Source organism: Sorangium sp. So ce204, assembly GCF_051526795.1.
In the GTDB taxonomy this organism is placed as follows: Bacteria; Myxococcota_A; Polyangia; order Polyangiales; family Polyangiaceae; genus Sorangium; species Sorangium cellulosum_B.
Window position 1 is genome coordinate 925850 of the sequence record NZ_CP150317.1, and the last position, 18294, is coordinate 944143.

Below are 18294 nucleotides of genomic sequence, written 5' to 3' on the forward strand. Positions count from 1 at the left end.
GATCCATGACGACGACCCTCAAGGCCAAGCCCCGCGTCTCTTACGATTGCTCGAAGTGCCCGGCCTACTGCTGCTCCATCTACGAGCGGGTCGAGGTCACGCCGCGCGACATGCGGCGGCTCGCCCGCCATTTCGGCCTCACGCTCGAGGCAGCCGAGGAGCGCTTCACGAAGCGCTACAACGACGAGCGCATCCTCCGGCGCCAGTCGGATCCGGTGCTCGGCAGGGTATGCCGCTTCCTCGATCTCACGACCCGCGGCTGCACCATCTACGAGGCCCGGCCCGAGGTCTGCCGCGATTACCCGGGCAGGCCGCGGTGCGGCTATTACGACGTGCTCCAGTTCGAGCGGGAGACACAGGACGATCCCGACGTGATGCCGCTCGTGCAGATCACGTTCCGGTCCAGGACGCCGGCCGGTTAGCGCTCGATAGGGCGGCAGCGCGGCTCACGTCCCCTCACGTCCACTCGGGCACCTCGTCGCCCGTGTCCGCCTGCGCCGCCGCGCTCGCCTTCCTCCGCTCGTGCAGCCACTCCTCCGGTCGATCGGCGGGGTAGGTCCGCAGCGAGCCGTCGGCCGGCCCGAGCAGATCCTCCGCGCGCGCCGCGCCCGTGATCCGCTGCGCGGCCATGAGGCCTGACATCGCGGCGCCTGCCACCCCGTGGCTCAGCGTGCTGGCCCCGCACTGGTACAGCCCCGGGATCCTCGTCCCGATGGAGAACGACAGCGGGCCGAGCTGCCACCTCGTCTTGGCGGTGCCGTAGGCGGCGCCGCGGTACGTGGCGCAGTAGAAGTCGTTGGTCAGCGGCGTCGCCACCGAGCGGAACACGAGCGCGCGCGAGATCCCGGGGATGACGTTCTCCGCCGCCGCGATCATCTGATCTCCGATCGACTCCTTGAACGCGTCGTACTCCGCCCCTCGCTCGCCCGTGCGGGTCTTCTCCCAGCGCGTGAAGGGGCCGTGGGGCACGAACGTGAACATCTCGATCGTGTGGTGGTCGCCCCGGGTCGGGTGGCCCGGGTCCTTCAGCGTCGTGATGGTCAAGAACAGCCCGTCCACCGCCCCACACGGCAGCTGGCGCTCCATGCGCTCATAGAGGCGCCCCACGTCTCGCCCGCGGTACCACCAGTAGTTGCCCGAGTCGTAACCCATCGACCGGAGGTCCATGTCCACCGCGCAGAACACGCTGAGCAGGCTGACCGAGTACTCCATCCGCTGGACCTTGCGGCGCTCGCGGGCGGTCAGCTCGGGCGGCAGCAGCTCTCCATAGGTGATCGCCGGGTCCGCGTTCGAGACGACGCTCGCCGCGCGCAGGATCTCTCCCCCTTCCAGCTCGACGCCGGCCGCTCTCCCTCGCTCGACGAGGATGCGCTTCACCCGCGCGCGCGTCCGCACCTGCCCGCCGAGCCGGCGAAGGGCCCTGATCATCGCGAGCGGGATACGCTTCGCGCCCCCGCGCGGGTAGTACCCGCCATCCATGTAATGGCAGACGATGCCCGCGTGGACCGGCAGCGCCACGCGCGACGGCGACAGCCCATGATCGCCCCCCTGCGCCGACAGGAACGCGCGCAGCAGGGGATCGCGGATCGTCGCGTCCAGCAGATCCTCCTGGGTGCGGAGGCCCCAGCGCACGAGGCTCGGCATTTTGAACGGCGCGAGAAGCACCCTCGGGAACTCGAGCATCGCCTCGAGCCGCCCGAGATCGTCGTTGACCCCGCGCAGCACACGGAAGTACCGCGCTATCCCCGCGGCCTCGTGCGGGAACCGCGCCGTGAGCCGGGCGATGAGCCGATCGAGGCCCTTGGGCACGTCGAGCCGCTCATCGCCGATGATCAGGTGATCGAGCCCGTCCGGGTTGAGCTCGCAGAACTCGAGATCTCCCGAGAGCCCGAGCCCCTCGTAGAGCCGCCGCACGGCGCCCCCCGGGCCGAGCCCGCCGATGTAATGGACTCCCGGGCTGAACAGGTACCCGTTCAACGAGAAGCTGTGCGTCCACCCGCCGGGCAGGTAGTGCTGCTCGACGACGAGCACCTTCTGTCCCGCGCGCGCCAGCGCGAGCGCCGCAGTGAGCCCGCCGGCGCCCGATCCGATCACGACGGTATCCGCGTGCTGCATGACGCTACCCCCGGACTACGATGCTCCAGGGACGTGGTCGGCTGCGCGCTCGTGCCCTCGATGGCCCCGCCTCTTGCTCGTCGCTTCCCCGTCGCTTACCCGCCGCCTCGCTTGCCGGCGTCGGGCGGCGCCCCGGCGTCGGGCGGCGCCCTGTCCGCCTTCTCCATGTTCATGAGCGGCAGCGGGCAGACGACGGGCACGGCGCGCGCGGGGGTCTGCGCCGACTCGCGGAGGCATGTCTTGCCGGTCAGGCGGAGGCGCTCGCCCACCTCGAGGTCGGCCGGGCACACGACCGCCTGGGACGCGGAGACGAGATCCCCGTCGATCCAGAAGATCTCGCACCCGTCGTCGGTCCGGCGGAGGTGGTAGTGCCGCGTCGGCCGCCGCGGCGCCGGCGTGCCCTCCGGGAGCGCGGCGCCGCCGTCGCTCGCCTCCGCGACCCCGCCCTCCCTCCCGGCGTCCCCCTGGCACGCAGTCACCACGAATGGCACCACGAATGGCACCACGAATGGCACCACGAATGGCACCCCGCCCAGCACCCCGGACAGCAGCACCGGCAGGAGCCCGGCCAGCGTTCGCTGCGACGTCGGCGGCGGCATCTGGGCGCCTCCCGGACCGCCCCTGCTCACCGGGTCGGGAAGAGCAGGATGGACATCTTGGTCAGGAAGAAGTCGGCGATCAGGATGGCGATCGACGTCACCACCACCGTGCGCGTTGTCGCGTGGCCGACGCCCTCCGTTCCGCCCCGCGTGATCAGCCCGAAGTGGCACCCGACGAGCGCGATGATCGCCCCGAAGAAGGGCGTCTTGTACATCCCGCTGAAGTAATCGTTGAACGTGACCGAGCCGAGCGCCGTTCGCAGGAAGAAGCCGGCGGGGATGCCGAACTCGGTCGCGCAGACGAGCATCGCCCCGCCGAAGCCCAGCACGAGCGCGAACGCGCCGAGCACGGGCATCACCACGACGCTCGCGAGCAGCCGCGGCAGGACGAGCTTCTTCAGCGGGCTGGCGCCGAGGGCGCGGATCGCGTCGATCTGCTCGGTGACGGCCATCGACCCCACCTCGGCCGCGATGCCGGCGCCGATGCGGCCGCCGACGATCACCGCCGTCAGCGTCGGCGCCAGCTCGCGCGAGAACGACAGGCCGATGATGCGGCCGGTGTACTCCATGCCGCCGAACTTCTGCAGGCCGATGGCGAACTGCACCGCCATGACCATCCCGACGAAGAGCGCCGTCACCGACGCGATGGCGGCCGAGCGGACGCCGAGCGCCTCCATCTGGTAGAGGGTCGAGCGGATCTCGAGCGGCCGCTCGAACATCGACCTGAGCGCCCCCCAGGTCATCCGCCCGAACTGCCCGAGGTGCTCGACGAACCCGACCGCGTTCTCGTTGATCCGGGCGAGGAGCGGGGGGAGCGGCGGAGGGGGCAGGCTGTTCGGCGCCAGGCTCTGCGGGGGCACGCTCGTCGGCTGCGTGCTCTGCGGGGGCACGCTGGTGGAGCCCCCGCCGGAGGAGGCGGCCGGCGGGCCGTTCGAGGCGGGCGGCGGCGCCGCCGCGGGCCGTTTGCGATCAGTCGTCATCGGTCATCGGTGCGCAGGGTCGAGAAGCCGCGGACCATCCGCGTGAACGCCGGCTCGCTTCCGGCGTAGCGGGCGGGATCGGCGATGAGGAGCATGTCGTACACGCAGCCGTTCTTCTTGAGCACCCAGATGTCGAAGACCTTCGGCACCCCGTCGAGCTTCGCCGACATGACGGTGTGCATCGCCTCGCGGCCGTCGAACGGCACGACCTCCTGCTTCAGCACCTCGCGCTCGGTGAAGTGCAGGAAGAGGTGGTTGGTCAGCGAGACGAGCGGGATGTCCTCCTCGTTCCGGCAGCGCCCGTTGAGGGCGATGGTCGCCCCGTTCGTGTCGTCGCGGTACGCCACCGCCGCGTCCGACACATCGAGCCGCTCCCAGGTCGCCGGCGCCGGGGGCACGCGGAACGCCACGTCCGCGCTGCGGTAGACCGTCCCGTCGAACGACGGCCCTCCGCAGGCGGCGAGCGCGATCGCGACGGCGAGCAGCCAGGCTCGGGGGTCCGCTGCCTCGCCCGCAGAACCCGCGGCGGTGAGGCGCCTTCGAAGGGGTCGTCGCATCGCTGCGGGCCGACGCTATCACGCTTTTGCATCCTGGGCGAACCGCGAGCAGCCTGGCCGTTCCGGCGAGATCCTTCGGATCTCACCGGCCTTTTCGCCGCGCGCCGCGTACGGGCCGCCGCACCTCGGGGCGCTCCTGGTCGCAGCTCGCCGTCACCAGGAGCCTCGCCGCCGCGGCGCGTCCCACGGCGGGGGCCGGCGGGCATCGGGGCGCCGGGGGGACGGGCGAAAGTGCTGCCAGCGCTCGTGCTCGCGCCGGGCGCGCCCTGCCATGAAGATGCGGACGAGGAAGAGCCCGGCGACGAACCCCCCGAGGTGCGCGAAGAACGCCACGCCGCCGCCGCGCACGCCGATGGAGCCGAGCCCGTTCAGCAGGTTCACGACGAAGTACTCGAGGATGACCAGCCACGCCGGGAGCTCCAGGAACAGCCCGAAGATGAACCACAGGAGGAAGATCGGGTTCAGCACCGTGATCGGCGATCGCGGGTAGAGCGACGCGTACGCGGCCAGCACGCCCGAGATCGCGCCCGAGGCGCCCACCATCGGGATCGTCGAGCCGGGATCGATGATGACCTGCGCGGCCGCGGCGGCGATCCCGGACAGCACATAGAAGGCCGCGTAGCGGGCGCTGCCCAGCGCGTCCTCGACGTTGTCGCCGAAGATCCAGAGGAACAGCATGTTCCCGCCGAGGTGGGCCCACCCCGTCGGATCGTGCAGGAACATGCTGCTGAAGACCGTCCACCACGCGTCGCTCGGCGCTTCCAGGAGCTGCTCGGGCACGAGGCCCCACGCCGAGAGCAGCCGGTCGGGCGGCAACCCGGCCGCGATCGTCGATCGCATCCAGAAGAAACCGAGGACGTTGAGCGCGATCAGCAGGTAGTTGACGACCGGCAGCTTGCGGGTGGGCAGTTGGTCACGGACGGGCAGCATCGCGGTCACCTTAAGCACGCGGGCCCGTGACAGCATCCGCCTGCCTTGATAGACCCCCGGCCGATGTCCGCCCTGCGCCTCCACGACACGCTGACCCAGAAGCTCGCCCCGCTCGCCCCACGGCGGCCTGGCGAGGTCCGCATGTACTGCTGCGGCCCGACGACCTACGACGTCGCGCACGTGGGGCACGGCCGCGCCGCGCTCGCCCCGGATATCCTCGTCCGCCACCTGAGGGCGCGCGGCCTCCGCGTCGTCTACGTTCGAAACGTCACGGACGTCGACGACAAGATCCTGCAGCGGTCGGCCGAGTCCGGCGAGCCCCCCATGGACCTGTCGGCGCGGATGGCTCGCCTGTACCAGGACGACGTCGCCGCCCTCGGCTGTCTGGCGCCCGACGTCGAGCCGAAGGTCTCGGAGCACATCCCGGAGGTCATCGCCCTCGTCGAGCGGCTGATCGAGCGAGGCGCCGCCTATGTCGTCGAGCGGCCCGGCGACGTTCGCGACGTCCGCGACGTGTATTACTCGGTCCGCAGCTTCCCCTCCTACGGCAAGCTCTCGAAGCGCAACCTCGACGAGCTGCGGGTCGGCGCGCGCGTCGGTCCGTGCGAGGACAAGCGCGATCCGCTCGACTTCGCGCTCTGGAAGGGGGTCGCCCCCGGCGGGTGGGGCTGGGACAGCCCGTGGGGCAAGGGGCGCCCCGGGTGGCACATCGAGTGCTCCGCCATGGCGGGCCGCTACCTTGGGGCCGGCTTCGACGTGCACTGCGGCGGCATGGATCTCGTCTTTCCCCATCACGAGAACGAGATCGCCCAGAGCGAGGCCGCCCATCCGGACGACGCGCCGCTCGCCTCGATCTGGATCCACAACGGCTTCGTCAACGTCGACAAGGAGAAGATGGCGAAGTCGCTCGGCAACTTCGTCAAGCTCCGCGACGTCTACGCGCGCAACGACCCGGAGGCGCTCCGCTACTTCCTGCTCACGGTCCACTACCGGGGCCCGCTCGAGTTCGACACCCACAAGCGCGACGACGGCCGGGTCGTGTTCCCCGGCGTGGTCGAGGCCGAGCGCCGGGTCGACTACCTGTATGCGACGCTCGATCGACTGTCCGCGCTCTCCGCGCTCGCCGGCCCGCCCGCCGGCGAGGGCGCCGCGCCGGAGCTGCCGGCGCGGCTCCCGAAGGGGTTCGCGGCGCTCGCCGCGCTCGCGGACGGCGCGCCGGGCCGCGCCGCCGCCGCGCTCGACGACGACCTCAACACCCCCGTCGTGCTCTCGATCATCGCCGAGGTCGCCAAGGCCGCCAACGAGCTCGCCGACGCCGCGCAGCGGCGGGGGAAGGACCAGGACGTCGCCCGCGCCGCCCCGCCGCTCGCGCGCCGCCTCCACGCGGCCCTGCGGTCCTCGCTCGACGTCCTCGGCCTGCTGCAGACGCCCTCTCCGGTCTACCAGGCCCGCACGCAGGAGCAGCGCCTCGGGCTCCTCGGCACGACCCGGCAGGCGATCGAGGCGAAGCTCGCCGAGCGCGCCGCGGCGCGCGCCGCGAAGGACTTCGCGCGGGGCGACGCCCTCCGGAAGGAGCTCGAGCGCGACGGCATCGAGGTTGCCGACTCTCCCACCGGTACGACCTTCCGGGTGAGCGCCTGAGGCGCGCCGCGCCCTGCGCGTTCCACGGCTGGCGCTCGCGCAGGCGGCGGCCCCCAGTGGACGAGGACCAACGGCAGATCTAGGTTTCGGCCCGATGAAGGCCCGCAGCGGTCCGCGCGCCTCGCACCTCCCGCGGACCAGAACGATGACGGACGACCATGGCTCGTGATCTCTACTCCGTGCTCGGCGTCTCGCGCGACGCGGACGAGGACAGCATCAAGAAGGCGTTCCGCAAGCTCGCGATGAAGTACCACCCGGACAAGAGCCCGGGGAAGGCCAACGAGCAGAGGTTCAAGGAGATCAACCAGGCTCACGAGGTGCTGAGCGACAAGACGAAGCGCGCGCTCTACGACGAGTTCGGCGAGGAGAGCCTCTCGCAGAACTTCGATCCCGAGCGCGCCCGCGCCTACCGCCGCTACGCGAACGCGCGGGCCGGCGGCGGGGGCCGCGGCCCCGGCGGCTTCGACGTCCAGGAGATCTTCGGCAACGCCCCCGCCGGCGGCGACCTCAGCGACATCCTCGGCGACCTCTTTGGCCGTGGCCGCGCCGGCGCGGGCCGCCGCCCGCAGCCGGCGCGCGGCCGCGGCGGCGACATCGAGCAGAACCTCACCATCGATTTCGTGTCGGCGGTGCGCGGCACGACGCTCCAGCTCCAGCGTGAGGGTGATCCCGAGCCGGTCACGGTGCGCGTCCCGCCCGGGGCCGCCGAGGGCAGCCGCCTGCGCATCCGCGGCCAGGGCGCGCCGGGCATGGGCGGCGGCGAGCCCGGCGATCTGCTGCTCAACATCCACGTCACGCCGCACCCGTTCTTCAAGCGCGAGGGCGACGACCTCCACCTCGACGTCCCCGTCACCCTGGGCGAGGCCTACCGGGGCGAGAAGATCCGCATCCCCACGCCCGACGGCGAGGTGACGCTCAAGATCCCGGCGCGCACCCAGACCGGCCAGGTGATGCGGCTGCGCGGCAAGGGCATCGCCCGCAAGGCGAAGGAGCCCGGGGATCTCTACGTGAAGTTCGTGGTGCACGTCCCCACCGCCGACGACCCCGAGGTCGCGAAGGCGATCGACGCGCTCGACGGCAAGGTGGAGGCGCCGCGCGGCGATCTCCGGTTCTGAGCGCGGCCTCCCGGCGCGGCGCGCGCCGCGCGTACGGTCCGCTCCTCGCCGTGGCCATCGCGCTCGCCGCGTGCGCCTCGCCGGCGCCGCCGCGCCCGGTCCCGCGCGCCGCCGGCCTCTCCGCCCCGGCCGCCGGTCCGCCCAGGCGGGTGGACGCCCTGGCGCCTGCCGCCTCCTCCACCGAGCCGCCCGCCCCGGCCGCGCCTCCGGCGCTCTCGCCTGCGGCGCCGGGCGCCTCCCTCGGGGACCCGTCCGCGGCGGCCGCCGAGGGCGACGCGCGCGCCGCCTCGCAGGGGCCCTCGATCGCGATCGATCCGCCCTACAAGCTCGGCCGCCACCTCGTGCCTCGCGGCAAGGCCGAGGCGGCGGAGCAGAAGCGCTGGAACGCCGGGGGCAGGGGGGATCCTCCCGCGCCGCCGCCTCCGGCCGAGGGGCACCCGCTGCCGAGGATCATCGTGGACGTCGACCACGTGAAGGGTCCGCTCAAGGCGAGCGAGGTGCAGCGCATCGCCCGGCGGCACCTCTGGATCCACGTCTACTCGTGCTACCGCCTGCGCGCGTACAGGGACCCGACGCTTCACGGCAAGACAACGGTGCGGCTCACGGTGAGCCGCGCCGGCAAGGTCACCGGGGCGCGCGCCACCTCGTCCACGCTCTCCGCGCCGGACGTCGTTTCGTGCCTCGCCGCGCGCGCCCGGTCGCTCCCGCTCCCCGGGGCCAAGGCCGGCTCGACGGTCGTGGCCACGCTGCAGGTCTATCCGGGCGACGAGCCGGTCGAGCCTCCGCCGTCCGTCCTCGCCCCCGGCCCGGGCGAGCTCCAGCCGGACGCGATCTCCGCCGCCCTGGCCGAGGCCTTGCCCGTGTGGCGGAGCTGCTACGAAGAGGCCCTCGCGGGCGCGCCGGCGCTCTGGGGCCGCCTCGCGATCCGCTTTCACGTGACCGACAGCGGCGCCGTCGACGAGGCCTTCGAGGCCGAGTCGCGCTTCCCGGACGAACGGCTCACCCGCTGCGTGCTCCGGCGCGCGCGAGCGCTCACGTTCCCGGCGCCGGAGGGTGGCGACCTGCGCTTCGTCGTACCGCTCCGGCTGTCGCCCGAGCCGCAGCCCTCGGCGCCCTAGGTCCGCCCCAACCGGGACGGGCCCCTTGTGCTCCACGGTACGACTCGCCTCTTCCCGCGCGCGGCGTGTGGTGCGAACGCTCCCGCCGCCTGCACGGTCGAGGCGGTCGCACAAGCAAACCGTGCAGCGACCCGCAACGCCAAATTGCGCCGCATGGCGTATGTGCAACTTTACGGTGGGGGAGGAGGCTCAGGTAACCCATGGATATCTCACCGGGCACCATCGTTGGGGGGAAGTATCTGCTGGAGAGGCAGCTCGCGCGTCCGTTCGCGCGGATCGCGCGCGACCGCGGCTCGGTCTGGGCCGCGCGCGAGCTCCGGCTGGGCGTTCGCGTCGCCCTGAAGCTCTTCGACCCCGACGCCGGCGCCACGGGGGAGATCCTCTGGCTCGACCGCTGGGTCCGCGCCGCCGCCGAGCTCTCGTCGCGGCACGTCGTGAGCGTGCGCGATCACGGCGCCGAGGACGGCGTTGTCTACCTGGCGATGGACCTGCTCTCCGGCGAGGATCTCGCGGCGCGCCTCGTCCGGCGCGGCCGGCTCTCGCTGGACGAGGCCGCGCGCGTCGCGGCGCAGGCCGGCGACGCCCTGCAGGCCGCCCACGCGGCGGGCCTCCTTCACCAGGGCCTCCGGCCGGAGAGCCTCTTCCTCGCGCTGGAGGGCGACGAGGAGGTCGTGAAGGTGCTCGACTTCGGCCTCCCGAGGGCGGTCGCGCCGCGGCTCGTCGGCGAGATCGCGGCGGAGATCAGCGCGGGCGCGCTCCACTACCTCAGCCCGGAACAGATCCGTGCGGAGCGGACCCTCGACGCGCAGACCGATCTCTGGTCGCTGGCCGCGATCCTGTTTCGCGCGGTGACCGGTCACCTCCCGTTCCCCGGCGACATCGCCAGCGTCGTCGCCTCGAAGATCCTGCTCGCGCCGGTGCCCATCGCGACGCGCCTCGCGCCGAGGCTGCCTGCCGCGCTGGACGGCTTCTTCGAGAAGGCGTTCGCGCGCGACCGGGCCCGGCGCTTCCGCTCGGTGGAGGAGATGGTGTCGTCGTTCGCTCGCATCGCGGAGCACGCGCCGCCGCCCTCCTCTGGCCTCCAGCGCCCGCCCCTGTCGGCGCGCGCTGCCGGGGCCGCCTCGGCGCGGGCGCCGGTCGCGGCGTTCGCGCAGGGGAGCGCCGCGGTCCCTCGCGCCGTCGTGCGGCCGGAGGCCGGCTCCGAGCCGCCGACCGCGAGCCGCACGACGCCGCCGGACACGCTGCTCGGCGCGGAGAGCGCCAGCGTGCTGCGCGGGCTCGCGTCGCCCACGCGGCTCGGCTGGCTCCTCCCCGTCGGCCTCGTCGCGCTGATGGGCGTCGCGACGTTCGTCACGCTCACGCGGCCCGAGCGCCCGAGGCCTGTGATGGCCGCGACCGGCGCCAGGGCGGCCGTGCTCGCGGCGGTGCTCGCCGCCGGCAAGGCCCGGGCGGCGCGCGCCGCCGCGCTCGAGGCGATCGCCTCGCCGCCGGCGCGGCCGGCGCCTCCCGAGCCTGCTCCGAGCGGCGCCCGCGCGGCGGCGACCGCGCCCCAGGCCGCCGCGTCGTCGCGCCTCGCGCGGCCAGGCACCGCCACGGGGGCGGCCCCCACGGGCGCGCGCGTGCGCCAGAGCCTGCTGCCCGACTGAGCGCCGCGCGCTACGCGCTCCGGACCGCGTCGTCGTTGTCGGCGGCCTTCTCGGCGGCGGCCTTCTCGGCGGCGGCCCTCTTCTCCGCGGCCGCGTCGCTCGCCCTGCGCGCCTCCTGCGCCGCGCGGATCGCCGACAGCGCCGCGCGCGCGTCGCCGCGCGTCCGCTCCGACGCCGCGCGCGGGTCGCTCCCGTTCCCGATGCGCGCGCCGGTCATCGTCTCGAAGTAGCCCGACTCGACCCAGATGGCGCCGAGCGCGTGCGCCATCTCCGCGCCCTCCGGCCCGAAGTACCCGACCGAGCCGCCGTAGATCTGGCGCGGGCCGGCCTCGAGGCGCCGGCTGACGCCGCTCGCATGCGCCGCCGGCGCGCCGACCGCGCTGCCGCGCGCGAAGGCGGCGCGCAGCGCCTCGACGGGCGACGCGCCGCCTGCGCTCGGCCCCGCCGATGGATCGCGCTCGACGCGGACGAGCGTCTCGCCCGACGCGCCTGCCACGGTGAGCCCCGGCGCGAACGGCGACTCCGCGAAGTCGAGGAAGTAGAGGTGGGTCGACGGCGCGAGCACCCGCAGCGCCCGGTACACGTCGAACGGATCCGCGCCGCGCAGCGGGGCCCGGAACCTGCGGGCGAGCACGACCTCCTTCGCCTCGCCGGCCGCGACGCGCTCGTGCGCGGCGGCCACCTTCGCGGCGAAGTCCTCGTCGGCCACCGGCGTCTCGACGTGCTCCGGCAGGGCGTGTGGATCGAGCGCGGGCAGGCTCATCTGCTCTGGCCCGTGCGACAGCTCCCAGGCGCATCGGCTCACGGCGCCCTGCGACTGGCCGGCGATCGTCATGGTCTGCGCCACGCTGTCGAACACGACGACGGTCGCGTCCTTCATGACCCGTCCGAGGTAGGCCTCGTTGGGCCACGGCTCGACGCCCAGGAGCAGGTGCACCGCGTCGTACGCGAGGAAGCCGACCCAGGCCTGACAGACGCCGGCCGCCAGGTCGCGCGCCGTGCCCTGTGCGTCCGGCGCTTTCGACGCGTCCGCCGCCGCGGCTTGCGCGAGCCCGTCCGCGAGCGTCGCGAACGGGTCGAACCCGCTCGGGAGGAGGGTCTCGGCGCGCGCCCTGTAGCCGAGGATCGCGTAGCGGCCCCAGCGCTCGCCGGGCAGGGCGGACTCGAGCATGAACGACGATCGGCCCGGCGACTGGGCGCGGAGCGCGGCGTAGGCGCGGACCGGCGTGACGTGATCGGCCGGCAGCGTACGGGTCACGACGGAGCTCATCGCGGCCCAGCCTACACGACGTTGCGCCGCGCGGAGAAGGCGGGCAAGGTAGCTCGAAGGACGCGGTGCGAAGCGCGAACGCCCTCTCTTCGGCCCTTCGTCTGGCTGCCTGCGGCGGCTGGCTGAGCGCCTGCGGCGGCTGGCTGAGCGCCTGCGGCGGCTTGCTGATCGCCTGCGGCGGCTTGCTGATCGCCTGCGGCGGCGTGCAGCCCGTCCCGGAGGGCGCGAGCACAACGGTCGTCTCCCTGCGGAAGATCGACTGCGAGGCGTGCGGCGCCGAGCTCGTCGCGGATCTCCGCGAGCGCCCGGGCGTCTATTCGGCCGCCTTCGACAGGCGCCGCGCCGAGATCTCCGTCACCGCGTCGCGGTCGTTCGACGTCGCGGGGACCGTGAAGCGGCTCGCCGCCGACGAGGGGTTCGAGGCGGTGCTCGGCGCCGGCCAGGGGCAGTACCTCGGCTGGGCGACGTTCCCCGAGGGCGCGGACGCCCGGACGATCGAGGACGGCGGCGCGGACATCCCCGACCTCGGCGCCCACATCGTCCCGGGCAAAGTCACGGTCATCGACTTCGTGGCGGCCTGGTGCATGCCCTGCCGCAAGCTGGACGCGCACATGGTCACGGTGCTCGAGGCCCGCAAGGACGTCGCGTACCGCAAGCTCGACATCGTCGACTGGGACAGCCCGCTCGCCCGGCGGTATCTGAAGCAGGTCTCGAAGCTGCCGTACGTGATCGTCTTCGACACGTCGGGCGCGCGGGCCGAGGCGATCGCCGGCCTCGCGCTCGACGAACTCGACGCGGCGATCGAGCGCGGCGCGCGGCGCTGAGCCGGCGCCGGCCCGGGCGCGCGCGTGCGTCCATGCTGCGCGCGCGGCGGGCCAGGCGTCGCCGCCCGGCGAGCGGATCAGTAGTGGCCGAAGAGGTCCTGGATGCGCGACTCGAGCGCGACCGCGATCTTGTAGAGCGACGAGATGGACGCCGACGACTCGGCGCGCTCGATCTGCGACAGCAGCGACACGCTGAGCCCCGTGCGGCGCGCCATCTGCTTCAGCGTGAGGTCCTTGTCCTTGCGGAGGTTCCTGATCGTGTCGCCGATGACGCGGTGGAGCTGCTCCTCGGGCGTGCGCGCGAGGCCCTTCTTGCGCATGACGCGGGCGAGCACCTCGCGGAACTCGTCCACGTTGAACGGCTTCTTGATGTAGTCGACCGCGTCGAGCTTCATGGACGCGACGGCGCTCTCGAGGTTGGGGAAGCCGGTGAAGATGACGACGGCGATGTCGTTGTCGACCTTGCGGATGCGCTTGAGCACCTCGATGCCGTCGAGCTTCGGCATCATCAGGTCGAGGATGATGAGGTGGTAGCCGCCCGTGCGCACCTCTTCTTCCACGGTCGTGGGGTCGCCCAGCGTCTTGACCTGGTACCCGTCGCGCTCGAGCAGCGTCTGCATGTAGTCACAGATCGCGCGGTCGTCGTCGACGATCAGAATGCGTACAGCGGGAAGCTCAATTGCCACCTGTTCCTCCTCTCACGTCACGACCGCCGGAGCCGGCCGGTCGCCCTGGTCCGTTCTGGAAGGGGCCGCCCGTGCGGTCCCCTGCTCAAGTTGCGCGAGCAGGGGGCGAGGCCCTCACCGGCGCACCAGACGCCTCGCTCTCTGCTTCCTTTCGGCAACATCGGGATTCCAGTGACACTTTAACACGGCCTGAGCAAGTTGGGACGGGACATTTTTCTTGCGCTCCCACGATTCTTGGCTTCGTGAAACGTCCGGGGCGCCGGGGTGGCCTTGAAGTGAGCGAATTCTTGCCGTTTTTTGTCATCTGGCCGTCATGCGGTGCGCGGGCGCTTCCGGGGAAGGGCTGAGAGCTCGCGGTGCAGCGGTGGAGCCCGGATCATTTCGTCTTGACAAGAGGCTCGCTCTTGGCGATGTTGCGCGCCCGCTGTTCAGCGGGCGTTGCTCTTGGGGCAGCGAACGGGGCGTAGCGCAGCCTGGTAGCGCACTCGGTTCGGGACCGAGGAGTCGGAGGTTCAAATCCTCTCGCCCCGACTCAGTTCAGCTGGGGATCCACGAAGGGCGGCCTGATGGCCGCCCTTCGTCGTTTGGGGGTGCCGGCAGGGAGACCGGGAGCGGGGGGGCTCCTGGCCGTCGGCGGTTACGTTTACGGCTGGTCGTTTACGTCCACGATCACGAACACGATCACGCGCACGCGCACGAACACGCGCACGCGCACGTCCACGTGCTCGTCCATGTCCGCGTGTTCGTGTTCGTGTTCGTGATCGTGTTCGTGCGCGTGTTCGTGCGCGTGCGCGTGCACGTGCTCGTCAGGGTAGGCATGAGCGGCTGCGGTCCTACCCCGTGCGCCCCGCGAGGTTGGCGATCACGGCCGCAAGCTCCGACGCCTCGATCGGCTTCGGCACGTGCGACTGGAACCCCGCCAGCAGCGCGCGCGTCCGGTCCTGTGCGCTCGCGTACGCCGTCAGCGCCGCCGCGGGGATTCGCCCTCCCTGCTCCGGGCTCTGCGCGCGCAGGCGCCGGATCAGGCTGTACCCGTCCTCCCCGGGCATCCCGAGATCGCTCAGGATCACGTCCGGCTTCTCGCGCTCGATCGCGGACAGCGCCTCGTCGACCGTCGCGACCGCGGTGATGCTCGCCCCCTTGCGCTCCAGCACCGTGGTCACGAGCTCCCGCGCGTCCGGCTCGTCGTCGACCATCAGCACCCGGACGCCCTGGAGCGTCGGCTCCAGCTCGTTGGACAGCGGGACCAGCCCGTCGGCCCTCCGGAGGGCCGCGATGGCGCCCCGGGGCGCGAGCGGGATCTCCACCGTGAACGTCGCGCCCTTGCCGTCCCCGGCGCTCTCCGCCTTCACGGTGCCGCCGTGGAGCTCGATGAGGTGGCGGGCGATCGCAAGGCCGAGCCCGAGGCCGCTGTGCGGCCGCGTGCTCGTGCTGTCGGCCTGGCGGAAGCGGTCGAACACGTACGGCAGGAACTCCGGCACGATGCCCTGGCCCGTGTCGCTCACCTGGATGCGGGCCAGCCCCTCGGCCCTGCCGAGCTGGATCGAGACCTTGCCGCCGCGCGGGGTGAACTTGATCGCGTTCGACAGGAGGTTCCACACCACCTGCTGCAGCCGCGTCTGGTCGCCCGAGATCGGCCCCGCGTTCGGGTCGAGCTGCACGAGCAGCTCGATCCCCTTCGCGTCCGCGCCGTGGCGGACCGCGTCGATGGCGGCGTTGATGATCGGCGGCAGGTCCACCAGCATCACGTCGAGCCGCAGCTTGCCGGTGATGATGCGGGAGGCGTCGAGGAGGTCCTCGACGAGCTGCGCCTGGAGCGTGCCGTTGCGCTCGATCGCCTCCAGCGCGCGGACGTGCGTGTCCGGCTTCAGCGAGCCCTGCCGCAGCATGCGCGCCCAGCCGAGGATCGCGGTGAGCGGGGTCCTGAGCTCGTGCGAGAGCGTCGCGAGGAACTCGTCCTTGGCGCGGTTGACCTGCTGCGACTCGCGGTAGAGCTGGGCGTTGTCGAGCGCGAGCGCGGCGAAGTTGCAGAGCTCCTCGGCGAGCGCGAGATCCTCGACGGTGTAGCGCCGGCTCGGCTCGGTCGAGAGCAGCGTGATCGCCCCGCGCGTCCGGTCGCGGGCGCGCAGCGGCACGATCATCGCCGAGCGGACGCCGAGCTCCCGGAGCAGCGCGAGGTACGCCGGGTCGTGCGCGCCGGACCAGCACTCGTTGCCGGGCTTCAGCGACGCGGCGCGCTGCCACGCCATGCCCTCGACGTCGGGGAGCAGGAGCGACTCGCCGCACCGGAGCACCGCGTGCACCGCGCGCGGCACCTCGGGATCCGTCGGGTAGCGGGCCGGCAGATCCCGCCCCAGCGCCTTCTTCGTTTCGCTCGCGTGCACGGCCGCGAGCCGGCCCAGCGAGCCGTCCGGCTCGACGATGTCCACCACCGTGGCGTCGGCGATGTGCGGCACCGCGAGGCGGGCGACGTTGGCCAGCGTGCTCTCGTAGTCGAGGCCCGACAGCGCGAGCTGCCGGCTCGCCTCGCCGATGAAGTAGCGCCGCTTGTCGGCGAGCCGCTTCTCGGTCACGTCGCGGAAGACCAGCACGAGCCCGACGAGCTCGCCCTCCTCGCTCCGGATCGGCGCGCCGTTCGAGTCGATCGCGAGCTCCGAGCCGTCCTTGCGCAGGAGCAGCGTGGTGTCGTCGAGCCCGATGATGCCGCCGTGGCGCAGCACCTCGGTGACGGGGTTGTCGAGGTCGTGGCGCGTCTGCTCGGAGATGATCCGGAAGACGTCGGACAGGCGGCGGTCCTTCGCCTCGTCGAGCGTCCAGCCGGTCAGCGTCTCGGCCACGGCGTTCATGAAGTCGATCCGCCCGGTGCCGTCGGTCGAGATCACCGCGTCGCCGATGTTCTTCAGCGTGGTCGAGAACTTGGTCTTGCTGACCCGGAGATCCGCCTCGAGCTGCTTGAACTGGGTGATGTCGGCGAAGATGGACACCGCGCCGAGCATCTCGCCCTCCGGCGAGAAGAGCGGCGCGCAGCTGCCGAGCAGCATCCCGTGGGTGCCGTCGAAGCGCTGGAAGTGGATCTCCTCCGCGGGGACGGTCTCCCTGCGCGACAGGCACCGCGCCATCGACCAGTCGCCGCCCTCGAACGGCCGCCCGTCGGGGTGGAACGCGCGGTAGCGCCCCCAGCCCTCGACGTTCTCGGCGGTGGAGCTGCCGGCCCAGATCCGCTCGGAGGCGCGGTTCTGGAGGATCAGCTTGCCCTGGCCGTCGGAGACGATGATGCCGTGCGGGCTCTCGCTGAGGAGCGCGTCGAGGAGCCCGCGCTCGTGCTGGGTGATCACGCGCAGCCGCTCGACCTCGCGGCGCAGCGCCTCGATCTCCGTGTCGACCGGCGGCACCGACGCCGCGAGCGGCGTGAGCTCGAAGGAGGCGCTCGCTGTCGGATCGAGGCTCACGATCGCGCGGTCGATCTCCATGACCGTGGGGCCGATGAGCCGCCGCTGCTCCGTGGTGCTGGCCGCGTCGTACAGCAATGCCCGCGCCTGCGCGAGCGCCGCGACGATCGGCATGTCCGGGCGTTCGGGCATAGAGCTCAAGGGATCCCACGGCCGCAGGACGCGAACAAGATGCTACGTGCGCGACCTGACAAGGAAATCGCGCCCGTGAACGTGGACTCCTCGCTGGACGGACTCATCCGGTGAGCCGGGGTACGCCCGCATCCCTGGAGGGCGGACGAGGTGCACCCCGGCCGTGTCGGCCGCGCGAGGATCAGCTGCGGGCTGCCTGGATCTGCTTCACGAGCTCGGGCACGGTCGCGAAGAGATCGGCGACCAGGCCGTAGTCGGCGACCTGGAAGATGGGCGCGTCGGCGTCCTTGTTGATGGCGACGATGACCTTCGAGCCCTTCATCCCGGCGAGGTGCTGGATGGCGCCCGAGATGCCGACGGCGACGTAGAGCGAGGGGGCGACGACCTTGCCCGTCTGGCCGACCTGGAGGTCGCTCGCGGCGTAGCCGGCGTCGCACGCGGCGCGGCTGGCGCCGACGGCGGCGCCGAGGACGTCGGCGAGCGGGTCGAGGACCTCGTTGAAGCGCTCCTTCAGGGCGCGGCCGCCGGAGACGACGACCTTCGCCTCGGTGAGCTCCGGGCGCTCGCTCTTCACCTGGTCGAAGGAGACGAACTCGACGCGCTCGGCCGCCGCGCTCGGCGGGACGACAGCGACCTGCTCGATCGGCGACGTCGACCCGGTCGGCTCGGCGGCGGCGAACGCGCTCTGGCGGACGCTCACGACCTGGACGGGGGTCGAGACGGTGCAGACGCCGTACGCGTTGCCGGCGTACATGGGGCGCTTGTACTTGAGCTTGCCCCCCTCGGGGAGGAGCTCGGAGATGTCGCTCGCGAACCCTGCCGAGAGCCGCGCCGCGACGCGCGGGAGCAGGTCCTTGCCGTAGGCGCTCGCGGTGCCCACGACGACGGCGTACGTCGCCGGCGTGCGGGGATCCGCGTTCGCGGTCCCCTTGGCGGCGGCCGCGACGGTCGGCACGTAGCGCTCGGCGACGTAGTCCTTGAGCGAGCTCGCCTGGGCGACGAGCACCTTGGCCGCGCCGAGCGTCGCGGCCTCGGCGGCCGCGTCGCCGAGGGCGTCGCCGATCACGAGGATCGAGTACGTCCCGCCGAGCGCCGCCGCCGCCTGCCGCGCGAACGTGACAGCGGAGTGCGTCGTCTTCTTCAGCTTTCCATCGGCGGCCTCGGCCACCACGAGAACGTCAGCCATGATCCCTCCTGCGCGACCCGCCGCTGCGGGTCGGGGTCCGCGTCGG

16 protein-coding genes and 1 tRNA gene are annotated in these 18294 nt (G+C 72.5%); 7 read left to right on the plus strand and 10 right to left on the minus strand.

The window, feature by feature from the left end; genetic code table 11:
- Positions 1 to 5: 5 nt before the first annotated feature.
- A complete protein-coding gene (locus tag WMF22_RS03410; protein WP_437297693.1) occupies positions 6 to 422 on the plus strand; it encodes a YkgJ family cysteine cluster protein in 417 nt (138 codons plus the stop codon).
- A 34-nt stretch (positions 423 to 456) separates the two neighbouring features.
- On the opposite strand, the gene WMF22_RS03415 is transcribed toward WMF22_RS03410, so the two are convergent.
- From WMF22_RS03415 to WMF22_RS03435, 5 genes are all read right to left on the minus strand, one after another.
- Positions 457 to 2115 carry a phytoene desaturase family protein gene (locus tag WMF22_RS03415; protein ID WP_438034826.1) on the minus strand — a complete coding sequence of 553 codons (1659 nt, stop codon included), beginning with the start codon at positions 2113 to 2115 and terminating at the stop codon, positions 457 to 459.
- A 95-nt stretch (positions 2116 to 2210) separates the two neighbouring features.
- Positions 2211 to 2714: a hypothetical protein gene (locus tag WMF22_RS03420; RefSeq protein ID WP_438034827.1), complete on the minus strand. Its 504-nt coding sequence runs from the start codon at positions 2712 to 2714 to the stop codon at positions 2211 to 2213.
- 26 nt (positions 2715 to 2740) lie between these two features.
- Positions 2741 to 3694, minus strand: coding sequence for an MlaE family ABC transporter permease (locus WMF22_RS03425; protein ID WP_437297696.1), 954 nt, complete (start codon positions 3692 to 3694; stop codon positions 2741 to 2743).
- Positions 3691 to 4251: a hypothetical protein gene (locus WMF22_RS03430; protein ID WP_437297697.1), complete on the minus strand. Its 561-nt coding sequence runs from the start codon at positions 4249 to 4251 to the stop codon at positions 3691 to 3693. The genes WMF22_RS03425 and WMF22_RS03430 overlap by 4 nt, the downstream gene beginning before the upstream one ends.
- 153 nt (positions 4252 to 4404) lie before the next feature.
- Complete coding sequence (locus WMF22_RS03435; protein ID WP_437297698.1) at positions 4405 to 5181, minus strand: rhomboid family intramembrane serine protease; 777 nt, start codon at positions 5179 to 5181, stop codon at positions 4405 to 4407.
- A gap of 63 nt (positions 5182 to 5244) precedes the next feature.
- Here WMF22_RS03435 and cysS point away from each other — a divergent pair, with 63 nt between their 5' ends.
- The 4 genes from cysS to WMF22_RS03455 all read left to right on the plus strand — a co-directional run bounded on the left by cysS (position 5245) and on the right by WMF22_RS03455 (position 10701).
- The gene (gene cysS / locus WMF22_RS03440) at positions 5245 to 6822 is read left to right on the plus strand and encodes a cysteine--tRNA ligase (protein WP_438034828.1); all 1578 of its coding nucleotides are present in this window, start codon (positions 5245 to 5247) and stop codon (positions 6820 to 6822) included.
- A 158-nt stretch (positions 6823 to 6980) separates the two neighbouring features.
- A complete protein-coding gene (locus WMF22_RS03445; RefSeq protein ID WP_438034829.1) occupies positions 6981 to 7937 on the plus strand; it encodes a DnaJ C-terminal domain-containing protein in 957 nt (318 codons plus the stop codon).
- A gap of 50 nt (positions 7938 to 7987) precedes the next feature.
- Positions 7988 to 9055, plus strand: coding sequence for an AgmX/PglI C-terminal domain-containing protein (locus WMF22_RS03450; protein ID WP_438034830.1), 1068 nt, complete (start codon positions 7988 to 7990; stop codon positions 9053 to 9055).
- A 200-nt stretch (positions 9056 to 9255) separates the two neighbouring features.
- Entirely contained in the window at positions 9256 to 10701 is a 1446-nt protein-coding gene (locus tag WMF22_RS03455) for a protein kinase domain-containing protein (protein ID WP_438034831.1), read from the plus strand.
- A 10-nt stretch (positions 10702 to 10711) separates the two neighbouring features.
- On the opposite strand, the gene WMF22_RS03460 is transcribed toward WMF22_RS03455, so the two are convergent.
- A complete protein-coding gene (locus WMF22_RS03460) occupies positions 10712 to 11959 on the minus strand; it encodes a chorismate-binding protein (RefSeq protein WP_438034832.1) in 1248 nt (415 codons plus the stop codon).
- A 77-nt stretch (positions 11960 to 12036) separates the two neighbouring features.
- Between WMF22_RS03460 and WMF22_RS03465 the strand changes: the two genes are divergently transcribed.
- Positions 12037 to 12795, plus strand: coding sequence for a TlpA family protein disulfide reductase (locus WMF22_RS03465; RefSeq protein ID WP_438034833.1), 759 nt, complete (start codon positions 12037 to 12039; stop codon positions 12793 to 12795).
- Positions 12796 to 12872: 77 nt separating this feature from the next.
- Here WMF22_RS03465 and WMF22_RS03470 read toward each other — a convergent pair whose 3' ends face one another.
- A complete protein-coding gene (locus WMF22_RS03470; protein ID WP_012233257.1) occupies positions 12873 to 13481 on the minus strand; it encodes a response regulator in 609 nt (202 codons plus the stop codon).
- Between the two features lie 457 nt (positions 13482 to 13938).
- Here WMF22_RS03470 and WMF22_RS03475 point away from each other — a divergent pair.
- Positions 13939 to 14012 (plus strand) — tRNA-Pro (locus WMF22_RS03475).
- 112 nt (positions 14013 to 14124) lie between these two features.
- Here WMF22_RS03475 and WMF22_RS03480 read toward each other — a convergent pair.
- The 3 genes from WMF22_RS03480 to WMF22_RS03490 form a co-directional block, all read right to left on the minus strand.
- Positions 14125 to 14280: a hypothetical protein gene (locus WMF22_RS03480; RefSeq protein WP_438034834.1), complete on the minus strand. Its 156-nt coding sequence runs from the start codon at positions 14278 to 14280 to the stop codon at positions 14125 to 14127.
- A gap of 34 nt (positions 14281 to 14314) precedes the next feature.
- A complete protein-coding gene (locus tag WMF22_RS03485; protein WP_438034835.1) occupies positions 14315 to 17062 on the minus strand; it encodes an ATP-binding protein in 2748 nt (915 codons plus the stop codon).
- 181 nt (positions 17063 to 17243) lie between these two features.
- The gene (locus WMF22_RS03490) at positions 17244 to 18248 is read right to left on the minus strand and encodes an electron transfer flavoprotein subunit alpha/FixB family protein (protein ID WP_437297706.1); all 1005 of its coding nucleotides are present in this window, start codon (positions 18246 to 18248) and stop codon (positions 17244 to 17246) included.
- Positions 18249 to 18294 lie beyond the last annotated feature (46 nt).